A 19038-nucleotide genomic window follows, 5' to 3' on the forward strand; every position below is an offset into this window, starting at 1 on the left:
ATTAAGGGATACTTTTCCTAGGTATATAGTACAAGTAACACTGCCAGAAATACAACAAATGCACCACCGCTTTTAATTTGCCATTTATGCAAGGGTAATTTTTTTTCTAAGCCTAAATATCCGAGCAATAAGTAACTTGGCAAAGCTAACACTAGAGCAGCAATAAATCCCAGGAAAGGATAGATGTGGAAAACCAAATTTACAACTTTTAAAGAAGTAACAAAATTATCGATTTGGCTTTCAGATCTGGGAACTGAAATTATTTGCCATGTTTGACCTCCATCTGTTGATTTCAACACATCTGCTCCAGCCGTACCAAATCCATAAATAGTGTTATCAGTTGCGTAGGATGGAGAAAATTTGATCGGAACTGATGAAGTGGATATGGTGAGTAGAGGTGACAATGAATGGTTTTGCTCGATCAGAGCATCAATCTGACTAAATGTTTCCCCACCATTAACAGTTTTAAAGACTCCTTTTCCTCGAATAGTAACCAGGAAGGTTTGATCGTTTTTAAAGTTGGGTGAAAAAGCTATTGCTTCTACATAGCCGTTACCGCCGTAAGCAGAACCGACTAGTTTTTCCCACGTTGTTCCTGCATCTTTAGTTTTGAAGAGACCTTTATCACTCCCGGCTATAACCGTTTGATCAGCCTGATAATTCGGGGAAATCGCTAACTGTGACCACGTTTTATCTCCTAACTCAGGACTATCCGTTGTTAATTCCCAAGTAGCCCCCCCATCAACGGTTTGGTAAATCCCGTCAGGACTTGATGCATAAAGAGTTTGATCCGATGAAAAATTGGGAGAAATTACCAAAGCATTTAGGGCATGATCTATCTTACCTGCGACCGAAAAGTTTTTACCTCCGTTCGTTGATTTGTAAATAATTCCGCCATATTTAGTAGCTAAATAAACTGTTTTATCTTTAACAAAATCCGCTGAAATAGCCATAGTCATTCCCCTCGTTGAATAGCCAGATACTGTTTTTATAGGAATTAAATCCCAATTGTTTCCTCCATCTGTAGACCTTAAAACTTTATAAGACAAAATAGCAAATATAGTTTGGTCATTACGATAATTGGGAGAAAACATAATTTCGTAAAAACGGGGGACTTCTATGAAAATTGGGTTGGCTAAATCTTTTTTGTAACGAGGAATAGTTAAACCTTTGTTAATTGGACGCCAGCTCTGTCCTTGATCGTTGCTGATATACGCCTCCTTATTGTAAGCCGCGATCGCAATTGTCGAATCATGCTGATAATCTGGTGATACGTCTAAGGCGATAATCGTTCGAGGAGACAAGGTTTCTAGCTCTTGCCAAACCCGACCCCCATCTGTCGATTTAAACAGCCCATTAAATCCCGCCAAAAATACTGTTTTATCTTCAGTAAAATTTGGCGAAATTTCTAAATAACTGAAATGATCTCTATCCTCAAAACTTGGTGAATCGGCTTGAACATCTTTAGTCAGACTTTGACTGTATTTCTGCCAAGTTTTTCCCCCATTTTTCGAGCGAAAAATTCCCTGATTTCCGGCGGAAGCTAATAAAGTCAAATTATTTGGACTATCCGATACAACAGCTATATCCTTAATCAAGGGATCTGAAAGTCCTTGATTGACGTTTGAAAAAGACTGACCCTGATCCACCGTTTTGTAAATTCCCGCTTTTTCCGTTCCTACAAAAAAAGTAAGGTCTGAAGAAAAATTAGGAGAAAATGCGATAGCAGTTACTGCACCACTTGGGCGGAAATTAGCAAGTTGCTGCCAAGATTCGCCTCCATCGGTAGACAAGTTAAGTTTTCCTTGATTGTTACCGATAATAACTTTATTTTTATTTTCCGGGAAAAAAGCGATCGCCGTAATTTTATCGTTCTCTATCACTTTCTGCCAATCTTCACCACCGTTATTAGTTTTATAGAGTCCTTTTTGACTGCCAGTAGCTAAGACAACGTCAGCATCGTGAGGAGATATAGAAATTAAGTCAATATCTAAGCTATCCAATCCCTTGTTAGTTTTCATCCAGGACTCTCCGGCATCGTCTGATTTGTAAATCCCATCTCCAAATGATGATAAAAAGAGAGTTTTATTAGTTTGAGCATAGGTGGATAACGCCGCTAAGTTATTAATATTATCCAAACCTCTCACGATTCTCTTCCAGCTCTGACCCCCATCGGTTGATTTCAAATAGATGCCTCTGACTATAATGTACAAGGTTTCATCTTGGTCATAGGTGGGAGATAATTCTACCTGATAAATATCATCGTGTGGAGTATGAGCTAATGCCGCTTGCACATTACCGAAGCAGAAAATAAAACTGAGCAACAATACGTAACAAATGCTTTTAACAATAGCTAAAACCTTATTTATGTTCTTTTTTTCAGAGACTTCCATAGTATAAATAATCCTAATAAACTATTAATAAAGACAACCATGCGTTTATCGGCGGAGACAAGGGAAGGGTACGTCTCGACTTGCTGATCGACCGGAGATTACTCACTGATTGCAGCAGGTTGCTACCCTAAATTGTTCTGACTATCATAAAGGATATGACAAGATTGGATAAAATTCTACACCAAATGTAAATAATTGCTAACAATAAGTGGGATAGGTAAGTATCGCAGGCTACCTGGGTTGCTGGAGGAAAGAATTGGCAAAGGTTTTGGCTTACTTAAGTTGACCCGGTTGTTCACCAACCCGCCCCAACAAATCTGCATGTTGCGGTTTTTCGTCCGCTTGGATTTTATCGGCTTCCTCCAGGGATGTCTAGTGCAGCTTGGCAAAAATACTTGAGCAGCTTCGTAGATACGATGAAGCAGAGGGAGCTGGGGGAGATGTTAGCTGTTCAGTTATTTCTGCCTTCTTGCACTAGACCCATCCTGGAAAAACCAGGGTGCAGCCAATTCCTGGCTTATGAACTCCTGAGGCGATCGCGGAAATAGTGGCGATACATCTGACACAAGGGCGTGACGGCGTTTCCCTGAAACTTCACCAGTCCCATACTGCGTAATTTAAACGCGGCGGCGGCTTTAATTTCAACGGGGTGATTCGCCGCCACGACTTGCTGAATCGCTGTCACTAATTCGTCATTTTCTTCTAAATTTAATAAATGGCGACGTAAATGGTCGTAGAAGGGTCCTTCTTCCGTTGGCGCAATTTGCAGCAATTTCTCCACTGTCATCTTTCCTCGGGCGATTTGATGAAGTGCCACTCGCACTAAATAGGGATGTCCTCCGGTCATGTTCATTAATTCCTCGACTTGGTGAGGTTGCCAATCTAGAGAATGGCGCTGGACTAAATCCCAGACTTGCACCGGAGTCAGTTCCGGGAGTTCAATCGGTATACCGACATTAAAGGGAGATTGATTAATATTCAGGGGAATATAAACTTCTTTAGAATGGACAAAGACTAATCGCAGGCGCTGCCAAATTGCCTGATTTTTTCCCTGCTCGTGCCATGCTCGCAATAGTCCAAAAAAGTCGGTGGCGATGTCTGGATATTGGAAGATTTGATCCACTTCATCTAATCCCAATGCCAATGGACTGGAGTTTTGTGATAATAAATAGCGTTGAAAATAATCAGTACATTTGTTCTTGCTGCCTAAAATTCCCCGCCAATAAGTATCCAAGCGATCCTCTAAGCCTAAATTCCAGCTGACACTGGCACAAAACCACTGTAAAAATTGGTCTAAACTGGTGAGAAACTCGGCATCCGCCGACTGAAAATTCAGGCAAACGGTGCGATAGTTGTGTTGACTGGCATGGTTAAGAATTCGTGATAGTAAAGAACTTTTTCCCATCTGTCGCGGCGCTTTCACCCGAATTAAAGCACCGGGTTTGAGAATGGCATCATAACAGTCTGATTCTACCGGAGGACGCTCGACGTAAAAGCCTGAATTCAGACTCACCTGTCCTTCGGGTTCATCTAGCGTCGGAGGTGAAGACAGGGGTAATGTGGGGGTTTGGTGATCGGTGATTTGTGATTGGGGATGAGTTGGGGGGATAACCAGGGTGTGCGGATGAGTGATGGGTTCATCTTCCCTATGATGGCGGAATTGCTCTAGGGCTTCTAGGGCTTCACTGGCGTCTCGGTATCGCTGTCGATAGTCATAGCGCACCATCTTATCTAGAATAGCGGCTAAACCGGGGTGAATCGTCATCCGATCGCGTAGTAAGGCGCAAGAAAATTCTCCATCGTGATCACGAGGGAGTGTTTGAGCGGTTTGCTCACGGCTGGGACTTAATCCAGTTAAGGCTTGCAATACCACCATCCCCACGGCGTAGATGTCGCTACTAAAATAAGGTTGACCCGCTTGTTGTTCGCTAGGCATATAACCGGGGGAACCCACAGCAACGGTGATACTGGTGGCGCCATAAAGGGTAGAGGTGGGTGTACTCACGGCTTTAACCACACCAAAATCAATCAACACCATTTTGCGATCGCGACGGCGGCGGATCAAGTTGGCGGGTTTAATGTCGCGGTGAATCACCTGCTGTTGGTGAACATAAGCCAGTACCTGTAAGATATCGTTTAGGAGTGCGATCGCCTCGGATTCCCCAATCGGTTTCCTGGTCGCCAGTTCCTGATTCAGGGGTTGACCCTCGACAAACTCCTGCACCAAATAAAACTCTTCATCTTGCTCAAAGTGCGCCAGCAATCGGGGAATTTGGTCATGGGTTCCCAAGCGATATAGCGTTTGCGCCTCCCGTTCAAATAAGCGTTTCGCTGTGTCCAAGGCTTGCGGCTGGTTTAGCTGAGGTTTGAGTTGCTTAACCACACACAAGGGATTCCCGGGTAAATGGCTATCTTTAGCCAGAAACGTTTGACCGAAACCGCCACCGCCTAGATATTTGATGATTTGATAGTGACCCGCCAAGACTGTGTTCATGTTAGTTATTGGTCATTCCCTTACAAATTTTTATTAGCACTCTATGCCATTGAGTGCTAATTTCACAACCTACTTTAAATTTGCCCTCGACCGTTAAATAAAATTCTTATAAAATTGTTCACAATGATAATCTAGAATCAATCTATTTGATTAAAATCGGGGATAACGGCTGTAAAAGCAGAGGTTGAATACCATGAACTATACATTTGATATCTTAGGCGTTTCCCCAGTCCTAGACTTTTTTAATCATCAACAGCGGATCAGTGAAAAAGCAACTCCTCCAGGCGTTGAATACCTAGGAACCTATCAATGTACCTTGGACGCCTTTTTAGAATCGGTTGAAACAGTTCCCCCTCAGCAAGGATGGAATATAGATAGAGCCGTAGATACCGTGATTCAATTTTGGATGAATCACCCAGATCGGATACGCTATTGGAAAGAGCGTCTAGAGGATTCCGGAAACGCCAGTGTGCTGGTGTCACGCATTGCAGATATGCCATCGCTCAAAGCCCAGTTTGATTCGCTGTTTCAGGAAAAGTAAAAGACAAAAGGTTCTAGGGCAGAAGGCTGAAGGGTTCTTACGGATACGTGGTTGTTTTGCCCCTCTGGGTTAAAACAATGCAACTTATCGCGGAACTCACTCCAACTCATGTACCACTATGTTATTGCTCCCATCCATAGATCAGTTTGATTGGGCTTATGTTTATGTTAAGGGAATTTTTTTACTCAAATAATAGAACAAGGGCGGGTTTTTCATCACAGTTATCAGAAATCATCAAGGTTAATTCCTAAACCCGCCCCTACAAAACTTGTGATTTTTACTCATCTTCCCCATCTTCCAGACGTAGCATGCTACGTCTCTACATTGCTCCCCCAGCTCCCCCAGCTCCCCCATCTTCCCCAGCTTCCCCAGCTTCCCCAGCTTCCCCAGCTTCCCCATCTTCCCCAGCCCCTCCGCTCCCCCTCTTCCTCACGATAGAATAGGTAAGATGACCAGCGATCGCACTGCCTCTGGTCAACTATCTACTAAAATCTCTAAAGTTATTGTATATAGCGATTTGGCATTAACAGCGAGAGGAGACAAAATTACGCATGGGCAAGGTAGTCGGCATTGACCTAGGGACAACAAACTCTGTGGTAGCCGTCATGGAGGGTGGCAAGCCGGTTGTCATTGCTAATGCAGAAGGTATGCGGACAACCCCTTCTGTGGTGGCGTTTAGCAAGGAGGGGGAACGCTTAGTCGGACAAATGGCACGCCGCCAAGGGGTTCTCAATCCCCAAAATACGTTTTATGGGATTAAGCGATTTATGGGGCGTCGATATAGCGAACTCAATCCGGAGTCGAAGCGCGTCCCCTATACGATTCGCCGTGATCCAGAAGACGCGATTAAAATTCGCTGTCCCCGGCTGAAGCAGGAATTTTTCCCGGAAGAGATTTCGGCGATGGTACTGCGGAAGTTGGCGGATGAGGCGACTCGCTATCTGGGCGAGGAGGTGACGGGGGCGGTGATTACGGTTCCCGCTTATTTTAATGATTCCCAACGACAGGCGACGCGAGATGCGGGGCGGATTGCGGGGTTGGAGGTGTTGCGAATTCTCAATGAACCCACAGCCGCATCCTTGGCGTATGGGTTGGATAGAGAAAACAGTCAGACGATTTTAGTCTTTGATTTGGGCGGGGGTACATTTGATGTCTCGATTCTAGATGTGGGGGATGGCGTATTTGAGGTGAAAGCCACCAGTGGCGATACCCAGTTGGGGGGAAATGATTTTGACCGCAAAATCGTCGATTGGCTCGCCGAACAGTTCCTGGAAGCCGAAGGAGTCGATTTACGCCGCGATCGCCAGGCACTACAGCGATTGATGGAAGCCGCTGAGAAAGCCAAGATTGAGCTTTCGGGGGTGGGAGTAACGGAGATTAATTTACCCTTTATTACCGCCACCGCCGAGGGACCCAAGCATCTGGAAACCCGCCTGACTCGTCCCGAATTTGAGGGATTGTGTGGGGATTTGGTCAGTCGTTTACGTCGTCCCCTGAAACGCGCCTTCAAAGATGCGGGATTGACGCCTGTGCAAATTGATGAGGTGGTTTTGGTGGGGGGTTCGACTCGGATTCCCTTAGTTCAGCAATTGGTACGGAGTTTGATTGACAGGGAACCGAATCAAAATGTGAATCCCGATGAAGTAGTGTCCGTTGGCGCCGCCATTCAAGCGGGTATCCTGAGTAATGAAGTCAAGGATGTGCTGTTGCTGGATGTGACGCCGTTATCGATGGGATTGGAAACCATTGGTGGGGTGATGAAAAAGCTGATCCCCCGGAATACGACGATCCCGGTGCGGCGATCCGATATCTTCTCCACCAGCGAAAATAATCAAACCCTGGTGGAAATTCATGTCCTGCAAGGGGAACGGGAAATGGCAAGTGATAACAAATCCCTGGGACGGTTTAAACTGACCGGGATTCCGCCGGCGCCCCGGGGTGTTCCCCAAGTGCAAGTGGCGTTTGATATTGACGCCAATGGGATTTTACAAGTCACCGCCCTGGATAAAACCACGGGACGGGAGCAAAGTGTGACAATCCAAGGTGCATCAACCTTAAATGAGTCGCAAGTGCAACAGATGATTCGCGACGCCGAGGAAAATGCCCAATTAGATCGTCAACGGCGGGAACGAGTCGAGAAGCGCAATCGCGCCGAAACCATGGCGACGGATGCGGAACGTCAACTCAAGGAAGTCACCCTGGATTTTGGCACCCAATTTGCCAGTGCGTATCGGCGACGGATTGAAGCCCTAGTCTTGGAATTACGAGACGCGATCGCCCAAAATGATGATCGGGGGATTGACCGGGCGCAATCGGACTTACAAGATACTCTCTATGAACTCAAACGGGAGGTACGATTAGCCTACGCCGAAGATGAGGATGATGACTTTTTTGGCTCAATTCGCCGTGTCTTCACCGGAGAAGACGAAGAGGACGTCTATTGGGAACCCAGACGGCGTGAACCCCGTGACCCTTATGATTATGGTGTAGGGACCAGTCGATCCAGTCGCCGACGCGATTACGATTACGAAAGACCGAGAAGTTATTCCCGTCGCGATGTCCGTTCCGCCCCCTTAGAAAATGATTGGGATGAAGAGGATGATGATTGGTTTTAAATAGTGTTGAGTGTGTAGGGGCGGGTTTAGGGACTAATATTGATTGTTGTCCCTAGCTTGGCGGCAAAACCCGCCCGGTGTGTAGGGGCGGGTTTAGGGACTAATATTGATTGTTGTCCCTAGCTTGGCAGCAAAACCCGCCCGGTGTGTAGGGGCGAGACCCATTTGACAAATGACAAATGACAAATGACTGACAATGCAAAACTTTCGGAATTATTACGAGATTTTAGGAGTTTCCCCCGATGCATCCAGTGATGAGATAAAAAAGGCATTTCGACGACTCGCCCGTAAATATCACCCGGATGTAAATCCAGGGGATAAGGTGGCTGAGGAACGATTTAAGGATATTAACGAAGCCCATGAAGTCCTATCTGATCCCAGCAGGCGATCGCAGTATGATCAGGTTGGCAACTTCTTTAAGAAGAAAGGATTTACCCGTAAGGCGGCGAAAACCAGTCCAGTCAGAACCGCCTTCTCCCGTAATGGTCGGGGGCGTACTTCTAGCCAAGAAGTGGACTATAGTGAGTTTGGTGACTTTAACAGCTTCGTTGAACAACTGCTAGGACGCCGTCCGCCTCGTCCTGGTATGGGAACGGAACGGACAGGGGGGCGAGTTGAGTCCTCAGATTCGTTTCGTCCTGGAACCCGCAGAACCGCTTATCGAGTTAATTCCAGCGCCCAGCCGAAAAATGTAGAGGCGCGATTAACATTGCCATTAGAAAAAGCCTATACCGGGGGAATTGAGCGAATCCGCCTCGAAGATGGTCGATCCTTAGAAGTTGAATTACCCGGAAATATGGTCACAAATCAGCGAGTGCGCCTCAAGGGTCAGGGAATCGCGGGTGGGGATTTATTTTTAATTATTACGGTTTCGCCGCATCCGTTCTTCAAGCTGAGAGGGTCAGATATTATTTGCCAGTTACCCGTGACAGCAGCCGAAGCGGTATTAGGAACGCCTGTAGACGTACCAACTCTGGATGGGCGGGTGAAAATGAATATTCCGGCGGGGGTGCAATCTGGTCAACGATTACGCCTTGCGAATAAGGGGTATCCGATAGAGGGAGAACGGGGCGATCAGTTAGTTGAAATCCAAATTGTCGTGCCGAAAACGCCAAGTCCCCAAGCGCGGGAATTGTATCAGAAATTGTTAGAAATTGAACGGTTTAATCCTCGGCGGGATTTGCCGATTTGAGGGAAAGGTAGAAGATGAAGGGAGAGCGATCGCGTCTTTAAATGAGGCGCTCGTGAAGCAAAAAACCTAAGATATGCTTAATAGAATCTATAGAAGAGGCGGTCATAACTATGGTAGATTTTAAAAAGTTACGTGAATCTAAAGCTCAAGCTAACGTTATAAACCCAATTGACATCTTTGAACGCACACCAAAACCACCCAATATTTCGGGTTTATATGGAAGTCAAACCCAAGTTCTCGAAGAATGGTTTAAGCGTCGAAATGAACGCGATCTCGTTATTAAGTTACCTACTGGAGGTGGCAAAACCCTCGTCGGCTTGCTTATTGCCAAATCACTCCTCAACGAACACCATGAGCCAGTTATTTACTTAGCATCAACAAATCAACTTGTTGAACAAGCTTTGACTAAAGCTCAAGACTATAGAATCCCAGCAGTAGCCTATCAAAAAAATGCTGATTTATCAGAGGATTTCCTGGCAGGCAGAAGTGTCCTAATTTGTACATACAACGCTGTTTTTAATGGTCTTAGCAAGTTTGGAGTTAGGGGCAGTCCTAAAGAAATTATAAAGGCAGTAGCTATAATCCTAGACGATGCTCATGTTGCTTTTTCAACAGTACGTGATTCTTTCACCCTCAGCATTGATAGAAAAAATTACTCTAACGATTATGATCACCTAACCAATCTGTTTCGTGGCGATTTCCAAGAACTTGGAAAAGTGGGTACTTTCGATGATATTGTAAGTGGGAAAGAACGCAATAGTATTCTGGAAATTCCTTATTGGAATTGGCAGGTTAAATCGAATCAAGTACGTGACTATTTGCGTAGTAAACAAGATAATTTTCTCTTTGTTTGGCCATTTATTCGCCATGCATTTGATTACTGTCACTGTCTAATAAGCAGCAGAGCATTTGTGATTACGCCTATTTTCCCATTAGTGGATATGATTCCAACATTTGCAGATTGTCCTCGACGTATCTTTATGTCTGCAACCATTAGTGATGACAGTGCTATCGTGCGTACTTTTGATGCCCAGCAAGATTCAATTGCTAAACCCATTACGTCAGACTCACTGGCTGGCGTCAGTGAACGTATGATTCTTGTTCCAGAATGGATGCAGTTTCCCAAAAAGGATGATATTCCAAAAACTCTTCGTGGTTTAGCTAAGTCGATAGCTGAAGACAATAATGTAGGGACAGTAATTCTTGTACCGTCTGATTCATCTGCCCAAGCCTGGAAAGATGTTGCAGAACTAGCCAACTCAACTCAGAAGGTGACTGAACTCGTCAAAAAACTTCAAGACGGAGAGTTAAGGGGTCCAGTGACATTTGCTAATCGATATGACGGAATATTGGAGAAGAAACTAGCAGAAGTATTACCGATGAAAAAGAGTTTCGAGAGACTATTATGTTGTGCTTGAATCGAGACAAAGATTGGATGGAATATCATGCTGAAAGATTGGCTGATCTAGCTGAAACGGCTCAAGCACATCATACTTCACTGAGTCATGCTGCTGTAGAACGTAAGGCGTTTAAACTTTTGCGTGACGGTTATTTTGAAAAGGCAATTGCAAAGCTAGACAAGGCTTGTCAGCAAGAAAAAGAGATAGAGATAGAGAAGAATAGTAGAGGTTGGCTGAAACAATTTTCAGCACGCATTGCTCATTATTGGGGTGATTTTGACTTAGCTCAAGAATTGCAGCAGTATGCCTATGCTGATAATTCAAGTTTGTTACGTCCGAAAACCACTCTACCATACATCCCGCTTACACTGCCAGGTCAGCAAGCTAATGCAATTGTAAGTAAGCTTATCGAATACGATCCTCGTCGAGGCTATGCTACCTATTTTGATAAAGTAGTTTCACATTTAGTTCCGGAAGCATCTTCCAATCTGTTTGAACAAGCCCTCGCCGACTTAGGCTCTATACTTGGCTTCTGTACAGAACGCCCAGATAACCTTTATAGTAAAGGACCAGATGTACTCTGGTTACTAGATGATCGTCTTGGTCTAGTGATTGAAGCTAAGAGCCGCAAGCAGCAAGGCAATGCATTAACAAAGAAGGAACATGGTCAACTACTAAATGCAGGAGCTTGGTTTAACAAAAATTATCCCAATTATTCTTCTGTTCTTGTTTCTGTTCATCCAAATACCGCTACTACAACAGCTACAGTGACGGATGACTCCAAAGTATTAACATTTGAGAAGCTTAACGAACTAATCACAGATAGTCGAAGCCTATTAATTGAATTATGTGAAGCGGTTATCTCGGACAAGGAACTCATTATTCGCTGTGAGCAATTGTTGTCTAATTCTATGCTGAAACCTAATTCATTGATTGAACAGTATCTTGTGCCGTTTGATAAATAAGATTAGTCTGTGAGGTGGATTAATTCTTCGACACAAACATTAATTTACTATAGGATAAAGGCTATGATACCACCACGCATCTAAAGGATCTATGGTTGAAGTTATTCAGGCAAGCCGTCTAAGTCTGCATGAGATCAAACAGAAATTTGGTCTGCAACAGATTCAAGACTCTCAGTTTTTCCCAGAATGGCAAGGCTTATCATCAGACTTGACAGCCTATGAACAGCATTGGCTTGATCAGGCTAAGGCAGATTTTCTCAGCCTTGCTGAGTATCCACTGCACGAAGAAATTGTCAAAATTGCCGTGTTAGCTCCGGTTTTGTCAATAGCCGGGTTGTGTCGTGCGCCTTTTGTTCCTGCGGCTGAAAAGCAGGTAGAAATTGCATTTGAAGATGAAGATGAGGTGATTCGAGGACGAGTCGATTTGCTGGTACTTTATCGTAATCTTTGGGTTGCCACAATTGAAACCAAACCCAAACAAGCAGACGTACTCACAGCTTTACCCCAAGCTTTGCTTTACATGATGGCAAGTCCGACTAACTCCCTTCCCCTGTTTGGATTGTTGACGAATGGCAATCATTTTCTCTTCGTAAAGCTGCTCAAGCAGGAGACACCGAGTTATGGCTTATCAGAATTATTTACATTATTGCGACAGGAGAATGATCTGTATCGAGTTGTGGGAATTTTGAAGCATTTGAGGGAGTTGGTGCTGAGTGAAGATTGGCAAGGGCAGCAAGTTGGCTAGAGCGTCAGTCGGTGTAACTAATTGTAGGGGCGGGTTTAGGGACTAAATCTAACTTAAAAGCCGATAACTGAACAACAAAACCCGCCCTTAAGAGCCGATAATTGATCAACAAAACCCGTACACCTGAATGTAGGGAATCTAGGCTTGCGCCCTTACCGAAGTACCGCATCAGACTGGAAATCGCTATATTATATAATGACTGGCATCTGTAGAAAGCTGGAGTCATTCCCATGTCGTTACAAGAACTCAAAGAACAGGCTTTCAAGTTATGTTCCGTTATTCCCTCCCCTTGGTAAGGGGAGGGTCAGGGAGGGGTCTGTCTCCAGGTATGGGAGTTTTTTAGTTGTACCACACAGGAAAACCAGATTGCTATTATTTATGTGTAGCGGTGAGGATAGTGAAATGACGATTGCGGAGGTTCGTGAGCTGGTGCAATATGTCACCAACGCTCATGGTGAAACAACGGGCGTATTAGTTCCTCTGAATGTTTGGGAAGAGCTTCTAAAATCGTTGCAGGCTTGTGCCGATGAGCTTGGACAAATTGATGAAGCAGAACCTAATGAGCAAATTCTAGCAGATTTGAAGGATTCCCTTCGTCATGTGAAAGCAGGGCAAACGTTACCTATCTCTGAATTATGGGATGAAATTGATGTCTGAAAATTCGGCTGTTGAGGTTCGATTTACGTTGCCGTTTAAGCGTCGGCTGAAATCCCTCTCCAAGCGTTATCGTCAGATTCGTAAGGATATTCAACCCATAATTGATGAGCTTCAGGCTGGAAATTTTGTTGGCGCTCAGATTGCTGGGACAAACTATGTTGTTTTCAAGGTGCGGGCAAAGAATAGTGATATTCCCGCTGGCAAAAGTGGTGGGTATCGCTTGATTTATCAGTTAGTGTCACCGCAATGTGTCTTGCTACTACTCATTTACGCTAAGTCTACTGATATCTTGCACTTGGCGATTAGAAATCGCGGCTACACAAACAAAACCCACCTACGTGGGTTTCCAACCTTTTTTGTCAGTCCTTACCTTGCGGACTTGGTTTGTATAGCCCCTCCAATTCTATTCTGAGGGCATGGCGCTAAATTTGAAATCAACTCAAACGTTGGCGTAGCCACAATGCCAACAGAGGGAGAGCTAGTCGATAATTTTGCTCGGAGCCATAAATCAAGCCTTTGTGTTGTAATCCGGCGATCGCGCCTTGGAGACTCCCGCCTCTGGATAGGTAATGTTTGTGAATATAATCGCGACTTTGGGGCTTGTCAGTCGGATCTAACGCTAGAGACTCCAACAGATGCGCCTGATTCGCCGGAAGCAGCATCAGTAATGACTCGAAAACCATGGATAGGTCAGATAATAGCTCTTGAATTGCCTGCTGGATGTGGCGATCGCGAATTAATCCGTCAGCCACTCGCACCGACTGGAGGCGTCGTACCAGTGCGGAAGCATCGCCTAAATGTCCCTGCACTGCATTGACAAACAGTTCCAAAGCTTGCGATCGCGGATCGAAGGTTAGCCCTTCCCGATACAGAACCTCCTGCGCCCAAGCCGCCACCACATCATCGGCTAAGGGGGCTAGCTGCACGATTTCTAAACTATTCCCCGGTTCATCAGGATGAATGCTAATTTCTGCGATCGTTGCTACCAATACATAACTCACCTGAGTCTGACGCTCGATCTCTTGCTTCAAAAAATTTTCCCACACCCCATGGCGATCCCAAGAGCGAATGTGGGGGAAGCTTTCCAAAATCAGCACCACCCGTTCACCTGTAGATTCGGTTAATTCTTGTAGGAGTTCCAGTAATCCCTCAAATGCTTTCCATTGCTGCTCTTGACTCTTTGCCCGAATTGGTTTTAGCTGCGCTCTACCTCGTCGGTTATCGTTGAGGACAAATAATTCAGCCGCCTTGTGTTCAATCCACTCTTGCATTAAAGTGTGAGCCGTTGCACTGAGAAACGTCTGATTGATGCTCTCGCACAGCAGTTGCACAAAGCGCTGACCATCAGTCACCCGGATACAGTCAACTTCCAGAATTTTCACGCCAACTTCCCCAGCCGCCCGTCGTACCAGAGTCCGCCGTCCGCTTCCCGGTACTCCTACAATCAACAGATTGCCCTCATGGGCTAAAACCTGGGTGATTCGTTGGAATTGCGCTTGCCGTCCAACCAATTGAAACGGTGTTGATACATCCAAAATGGTCACGGTTTTAGTGTCCTGATCGCAAGAGTAGACAGGTTCCGGCGGTACACCTTCAGTCCTTCAGCCGCCAACGGTATGCGGCAATTCAGGGCTGAGGTTAAGTATTGACTTGCCACGAATCGGTTCTTTAATCCGGCTATTGCATGTTTTATCATGTCGTCCTCTGCTCAAACCAACCCGTTGGTGTGGTATGAGTCTATCGTTGATATTGACACTTTTCAATAGTGTCAGTCTTGGTTAGCACTATTAAAACGTGCTATAAATGTTTTAGCACCTTTTCACCGGAAAGCATACCCGTGTTAGCAGCCTGCTTATTCGCCACAATCCTGTGCGATTTTGCGGCATCATCCTGAAAAAAAGCGGGTGATGAAGCTAACACGGCATCATCAGATCTTAGAAAGCAGCGAGATTGAGAAATAAAAGACCCCATGAGTACATTGACGATTGCCTGGATCGCACTACCGATGTTTGTGGGGTTCAGCATTTATCTGTTCCCCAAACTTGACCGATATCTGGCACTGGGCGTCGCCCTGGTTTCGGCTGGATATGCGTTGCAGTTATTATTTGTAGCTAAAGCGCCGTTAACCCTGCAATTATTGGATAATTTCGGCGTCACCTTAATCACTGACCAACTGAGCGGTTTTTTTATATTAACCAATGCCCTAGTCGCAACCGCCGTTATTCTCTATTGTTGGCACACCAATAAGACAGCTTTCTTTTATACACAAACGATTATTTTACATGGCAGTGTCAATGCCGCGTTTATCTGTGCCGATTTCATCAGCTTATACGTGTCGTTAGAAGTAATTAGTATTGCGGCATTTCTGTTAATTGCCTATTCCCGCACCAATCGCTCGATTTGGGTGGCTTTACGTTATATGTTTGTCGGCAACGTGGCAATGCTGTTTTATCTGGTGGGTGCGGTGTTGGTGTATCAGGCGAATTATTCCTTTGCTTATGAGGGGTTGAGTAATGCGCCCATTGAGGCAATTGCCCTGATCGTTCTGGGACTGCTGAGTAAAGGGGGTATCTTTGTATCGGGATTGTGGTTACCTTTGACCCACTCGGAATCCGAAACCCCGGTATCCGCACTGCTATCGGGGGTGGTGGTGAAAACGGGCGTGTTTCCCCTGGTGCGCTTTGCGTTGATGGTGGAGGCGATCGATCCGATTGTCAGGATCTTCGGCGTGGGTACCGCGCTGCTAGGAGTTGGATTTGCCCTCTTTGAAAAAGATACCAAGCGCACGCTAGCATCTAGCACCATTTCCCAATTAGGCTGGATACTCGCAGCACCAGAAGTTGGCGGTTTTTTTGCCCTAGCCCATGGATTGGCGAAATCAACGCTGTTCCTGATCGCGGGTAACTTACCCAGCCGAAACTTTAAGGAACTTAAAGAGCAGCCCATGCATACTGGACTCTGGATTGCCCTAGTCATGGCTAGCCTCTCAATTTCGGGCTTTCCCTTATTCGTCGGCTTTGGCGCGAAGGTTTTGACGTTGAAAAACGTCCTACCTTGGCAAGAGATTGTCATGAACTTAGGGGCGGTGGGAACCGCAATGGTGTATGCCAAATTCATCCTTCTGCCCCATGGGAAAGGGAAGCCTGTGCGAGCCAGTTTCTGGACTCCAATCCTACTACTGCTCGGTGCGCTGATTGCCGCAAGCGGGATCTATTTAGAGGGATACACCCTAGCAAATATCACCAAAAACCTGGCAATCATCGCCGTTGGCTGGTTGGCATATTTTTTGATTTTTCAACGAGTGGTACTCAAACTTCCCCGTATGCTTGAGCAATTGGAACATCTGATCGGATTCATGGGAGTGATGAGTCTAGCGTTGATTCTTCTATTCAAGATGGTATTGGCATGAGGGAGATGGGGGAGATGAGGGAGATGAGGGAGACAGGGGAGATAGGGGAGATAGGGGAGATGTGCCATGGTGCGTCTGGAAAATGAGGAGATAGGGTCAATATGGAAGAACGGAAAAAAAGGAAAGAACTGGTTAAAAGTCATGAAGATTTAGCTGTGTATCAAATGGTTATGACGTGGCAATGAAAATCTTTGAACTTTCTAAACGGTTTCCTGTAGAAGAACGCTATTCATTAACTGATCAGATTCGTCGTTCTTCACGTTCTGTTTGTGCTAATCTGGCAGAAGCATGGAGGAAACGTCGCTATGAGGCGGCTTTTATTGCCAAATTGAATGATAGTGAAGCTGAATCGGCTGAAACTCAAGTCTGGATAAAGTTTGCTGTCAAATGTCAGTATTTAGATTTAGAACAAGGAAGAGAACTCTATGGGACTTATAATCAAGTTCTCAGTGGTTTAGTACATTTAATTAACAATTCCCATCATTGGATTATTAACAAATCCAAATAACTCCTCATCTTCCCCATCTCCCCCAGCTCCCCCAGCTCCCCCAGCTTCCTCATCTTCCCCATCTCCCCCAGCTTCCCCAGCTTCCCCTGCTCCCCCAGCTTCCCCAGCTCCCCCAGCTTCCCCTGCTCCCCCAGCTTCCCCAGCTCCCCCAGCTTCCCCTGCTCCCCCAGCTTCCCCTGCTCAAACCAATCCTTTGCTGTGGTATAAGTCTATGGTTGGCATTGACACTTTCCAATAGTGTCCGTCTTGGTTAGCACTATTAAAACGTGCTATATATGTTTTAGCACCTTTTTCCAGGACAGCATACCCGTGTTAGAAGCCTGCATATTTGCCACCATCCTGTGCGGATTTTTCGGCATCATCCTGAAAAAAAACCTGGTGATGAAGATCATCTCCATGGATGTGATGAGTACGGGGGTTATTGCCTTTTACGTGCTGATCGCATCACGCAAAGGTGAAGCCTTGTTCACACCGATTATTTCCGTCGAAAATGGGATTATTTCCCACGTCGAAAATGGCACTTACTCTGATCCAGTTCCCCAAGCGGTGATCTTAACCGCGATTGTGATCGGCTTTTCGATTCAAGCTCTGATGCTAGTCGGTGTGATGAAGCTAGCACGGGATCATCCGACGTTAGAAAGCAGCGAGATTGAGAAGCACAATACCCCATGAGTACATTGACAATTGTCTCGATCGCACTACCGCTATTTGTGGGGTTCAGCATTTATCTGTTCCCTAAACTTGACCGCTATCTCGCACTGGGCGTCGCCCTGGTTTCGGCTGGATATGCGTTGCAGTTATTTGTGGCTAAATCGCCATTAACCCTGCAATTATTGGATAGTTTCGGCGTCACCTTAATCGCTGACCAATTGAGCGGTTTTTTTATATTCACCAATGCCCTAGTCACAACCGCTGTTATCCTCTATTGTTGGCACACCAATAAGACGGCTTTTTTTTATACACAGATGATTATTTTACATGGCTGTGTTAATGCCGCCTTTATCTGCGCCGATTTCATCAGCTTATACGTGGCGTTAGAGGTCATTGGTATTGCCGCATTTCTGTTAATTGCCTATCCCCGAACCAATCGTTCGATTTGGGTGGCGTTGCGCTATCTGTTGATCAGCAACGTAGCAATGCTGTTTTATCTGATGGGTGCGGTGTTGGTGTATCAGGCGAATTATTCCTTTGCTTATGCGGGGTTAAGCAATGCACCCATCGAGGCAATTGCCTTGATTTTTCTGGGACTGTTGAGTAAGGGGGGTATTTTTGTATCGGGATTATGGTTACCGTTGACCCACTCGGAATCCGAGACACCCGTGTCAGCATTGCTATCAGGGGTTGTGGTAAAAGCCGGCGTGTTTCCCCTGATGCGCTTTGCTTTAATGATGCCAGAGATTGATCCCATTGTCAGATTCTTCGGCGTGGGCACAGCGGTGCTGGGAGTCGGTTATGCCGTCTTTGAGAAAGATACCAAGCGAATGTTGGCATTTCACACGATTTCGCAGTTAGGCTTTGTCCTAGCAGCACCCGAAGTCGGTGGTTTTTATGGGCTAACCCACGGGTTAGTCAAATCAGCGCTGTTCCTAATTGCGGGAACCTTACCCAGCCGTAACCTCAAAGAACTGCACCATAAGCCGATTAATACCCCAATTTGGATTGCCCTAGTCATCGCTAGTTTCTCTATCTCCGGCTTTCCCCTATTGTCTGGTTTTGGGGCGAAGGTTTTGACGATGAAAAATCTTTTGCCCTGGCAAGTGATTGGCATGAATATTGCAGCGTTGGGAACGGCAATATCCTTTGCTAAATTCATTTTTCTGCCTCACAATACACAAGGAGAAGGAAATGTCAAGCCCGGTTTCTGGTTAGCCATGCTCCTATTAATCGGGGGTTTAATTTTAGCAAATGCTGTGTATTACGAGGCGTATACGGTTAAGAATATCGTGAAACCCCTAGTCACCATCGCACTTGGATGGTTGGCATATTTTTTGATTTTCAAACGACTTGCCATCAAACTCCCTCGTATGCTTGAGCAATTCGATCATCTGATTGGGCTGATGAGTTTAATGTTGCTGCTGTTGTTTGGGATGGTATTCGCTTGAATTTTAATGACGATATA

General features: G+C 45.5%; 14 protein-coding genes and 2 pseudogenes. 12 read left to right on the top strand and 4 right to left on the bottom strand.

The window, feature by feature from the left end; all coding sequences use genetic code 11:
- Positions 1 to 17: 17 nt before the first annotated feature.
- Entirely contained in the window at positions 18 to 2393 is a 2376-nt protein-coding gene (locus RIE73_RS25030) for a WD40/YVTN/BNR-like repeat-containing protein (RefSeq protein WP_446403758.1), read from the bottom strand.
- A 517-nt stretch (positions 2394 to 2910) separates the two neighbouring features.
- Positions 2911 to 4887, bottom strand: a complete 1977-nt coding sequence (locus RIE73_RS25035) for an AAA-like domain-containing protein (protein WP_446403759.1) — start codon at positions 4885 to 4887, stop codon at positions 2911 to 2913.
- A 193-nt stretch (positions 4888 to 5080) separates the two neighbouring features.
- Between RIE73_RS25035 and RIE73_RS25040 the strand changes: the two genes are divergently transcribed.
- Positions 5081 to 5428, top strand: a complete 348-nt coding sequence (locus RIE73_RS25040) for a hypothetical protein (protein WP_446403760.1) — start codon at positions 5081 to 5083, stop codon at positions 5426 to 5428.
- Positions 5429 to 5747: 319 nt separating this feature from the next.
- Here the strand turns inward: RIE73_RS25040 and RIE73_RS25045 are convergent, their stop codons facing one another.
- Positions 5748 to 5906, bottom strand: a complete 159-nt coding sequence (locus RIE73_RS25045) for a hypothetical protein (RefSeq protein ID WP_446403761.1) — start codon at positions 5904 to 5906, stop codon at positions 5748 to 5750.
- Between the two features lie 73 nt (positions 5907 to 5979).
- On the opposite strand from RIE73_RS25045, the gene dnaK reads away from it, so the two are divergent.
- From dnaK to RIE73_RS25080, 7 genes and pseudogenes are all read left to right on the top strand, one after another.
- Positions 5980 to 8043, top strand: a complete 2064-nt coding sequence (dnaK, locus tag RIE73_RS25050) for a molecular chaperone DnaK (protein WP_446403762.1) — start codon at positions 5980 to 5982, stop codon at positions 8041 to 8043.
- A gap of 196 nt (positions 8044 to 8239) precedes the next feature.
- Positions 8240 to 9235: a DnaJ C-terminal domain-containing protein gene (locus RIE73_RS25055; RefSeq protein ID WP_446403763.1), complete on the top strand. Its 996-nt coding sequence runs from the start codon at positions 8240 to 8242 to the stop codon at positions 9233 to 9235.
- A gap of 110 nt (positions 9236 to 9345) precedes the next feature.
- A complete protein-coding gene (locus tag RIE73_RS25060; protein WP_446403764.1) occupies positions 9346 to 10653 on the top strand; it encodes a DEAD/DEAH box helicase family protein in 1308 nt (435 codons plus the stop codon).
- A gap of 17 nt (positions 10654 to 10670) precedes the next feature.
- A complete protein-coding gene (locus RIE73_RS25065) occupies positions 10671 to 11600 on the top strand; it encodes a hypothetical protein (RefSeq protein ID WP_446403765.1) in 930 nt (309 codons plus the stop codon).
- A gap of 91 nt (positions 11601 to 11691) precedes the next feature.
- On the top strand, positions 11692 to 12345 hold the full coding sequence (locus tag RIE73_RS25070) for a restriction endonuclease subunit R (protein WP_446403766.1): 654 nt from the start codon (positions 11692 to 11694) through the stop codon (positions 12343 to 12345).
- Between the two features lie 402 nt (positions 12346 to 12747).
- Entirely contained in the window at positions 12748 to 13002 is a 255-nt protein-coding gene (locus RIE73_RS25075) for a hypothetical protein (RefSeq protein WP_446403767.1), read from the top strand.
- Positions 12995 to 13282: pseudogene (locus RIE73_RS25080) on the top strand (type II toxin-antitoxin system RelE family toxin); the annotation flags it as partial. The gene RIE73_RS25075 and the pseudogene RIE73_RS25080, both read left to right, overlap by 8 nt.
- 154 nt (positions 13283 to 13436) lie before the next feature.
- Here RIE73_RS25080 and RIE73_RS25085 read toward each other — a convergent pair.
- On the bottom strand, positions 13437 to 14546 hold the full coding sequence (locus tag RIE73_RS25085; protein WP_446403768.1) for an AAA family ATPase: 1110 nt from the start codon (positions 14544 to 14546) through the stop codon (positions 13437 to 13439).
- A 425-nt stretch (positions 14547 to 14971) separates the two neighbouring features.
- Between RIE73_RS25085 and RIE73_RS25090 the strand changes: the two genes are divergently transcribed.
- The 4 genes and pseudogenes from RIE73_RS25090 to RIE73_RS25105 all read left to right on the top strand — a co-directional run bounded on the left by RIE73_RS25090 (position 14972) and on the right by RIE73_RS25105 (position 19021).
- Positions 14972 to 16411: a cation:proton antiporter gene (locus tag RIE73_RS25090; RefSeq protein WP_446403769.1), complete on the top strand. Its 1440-nt coding sequence runs from the start codon at positions 14972 to 14974 to the stop codon at positions 16409 to 16411.
- Between the two features lie 101 nt (positions 16412 to 16512).
- A pseudogene (locus tag RIE73_RS25095) lies at positions 16513 to 16919 on the top strand (four helix bundle protein).
- Between the two features lie 309 nt (positions 16920 to 17228).
- On the top strand, positions 17229 to 17591 hold the full coding sequence (locus RIE73_RS25100) for a cation:proton antiporter subunit C (RefSeq protein ID WP_446403770.1): 363 nt from the start codon (positions 17229 to 17231) through the stop codon (positions 17589 to 17591).
- On the top strand, positions 17588 to 19021 hold the full coding sequence (locus RIE73_RS25105; RefSeq protein WP_446403771.1) for a cation:proton antiporter: 1434 nt from the start codon (positions 17588 to 17590) through the stop codon (positions 19019 to 19021). The genes RIE73_RS25100 and RIE73_RS25105 overlap by 4 nt, the downstream gene beginning before the upstream one ends.
- Positions 19022 to 19038: the final 17 nt, after the last annotated feature.

It is taken from the genome of Coleofasciculus sp. C1-SOL-03 (assembly GCF_040220555.1).
GTDB lineage: Bacteria > Cyanobacteriota > Cyanobacteriia > Cyanobacteriales > Coleofasciculaceae > Coleofasciculus.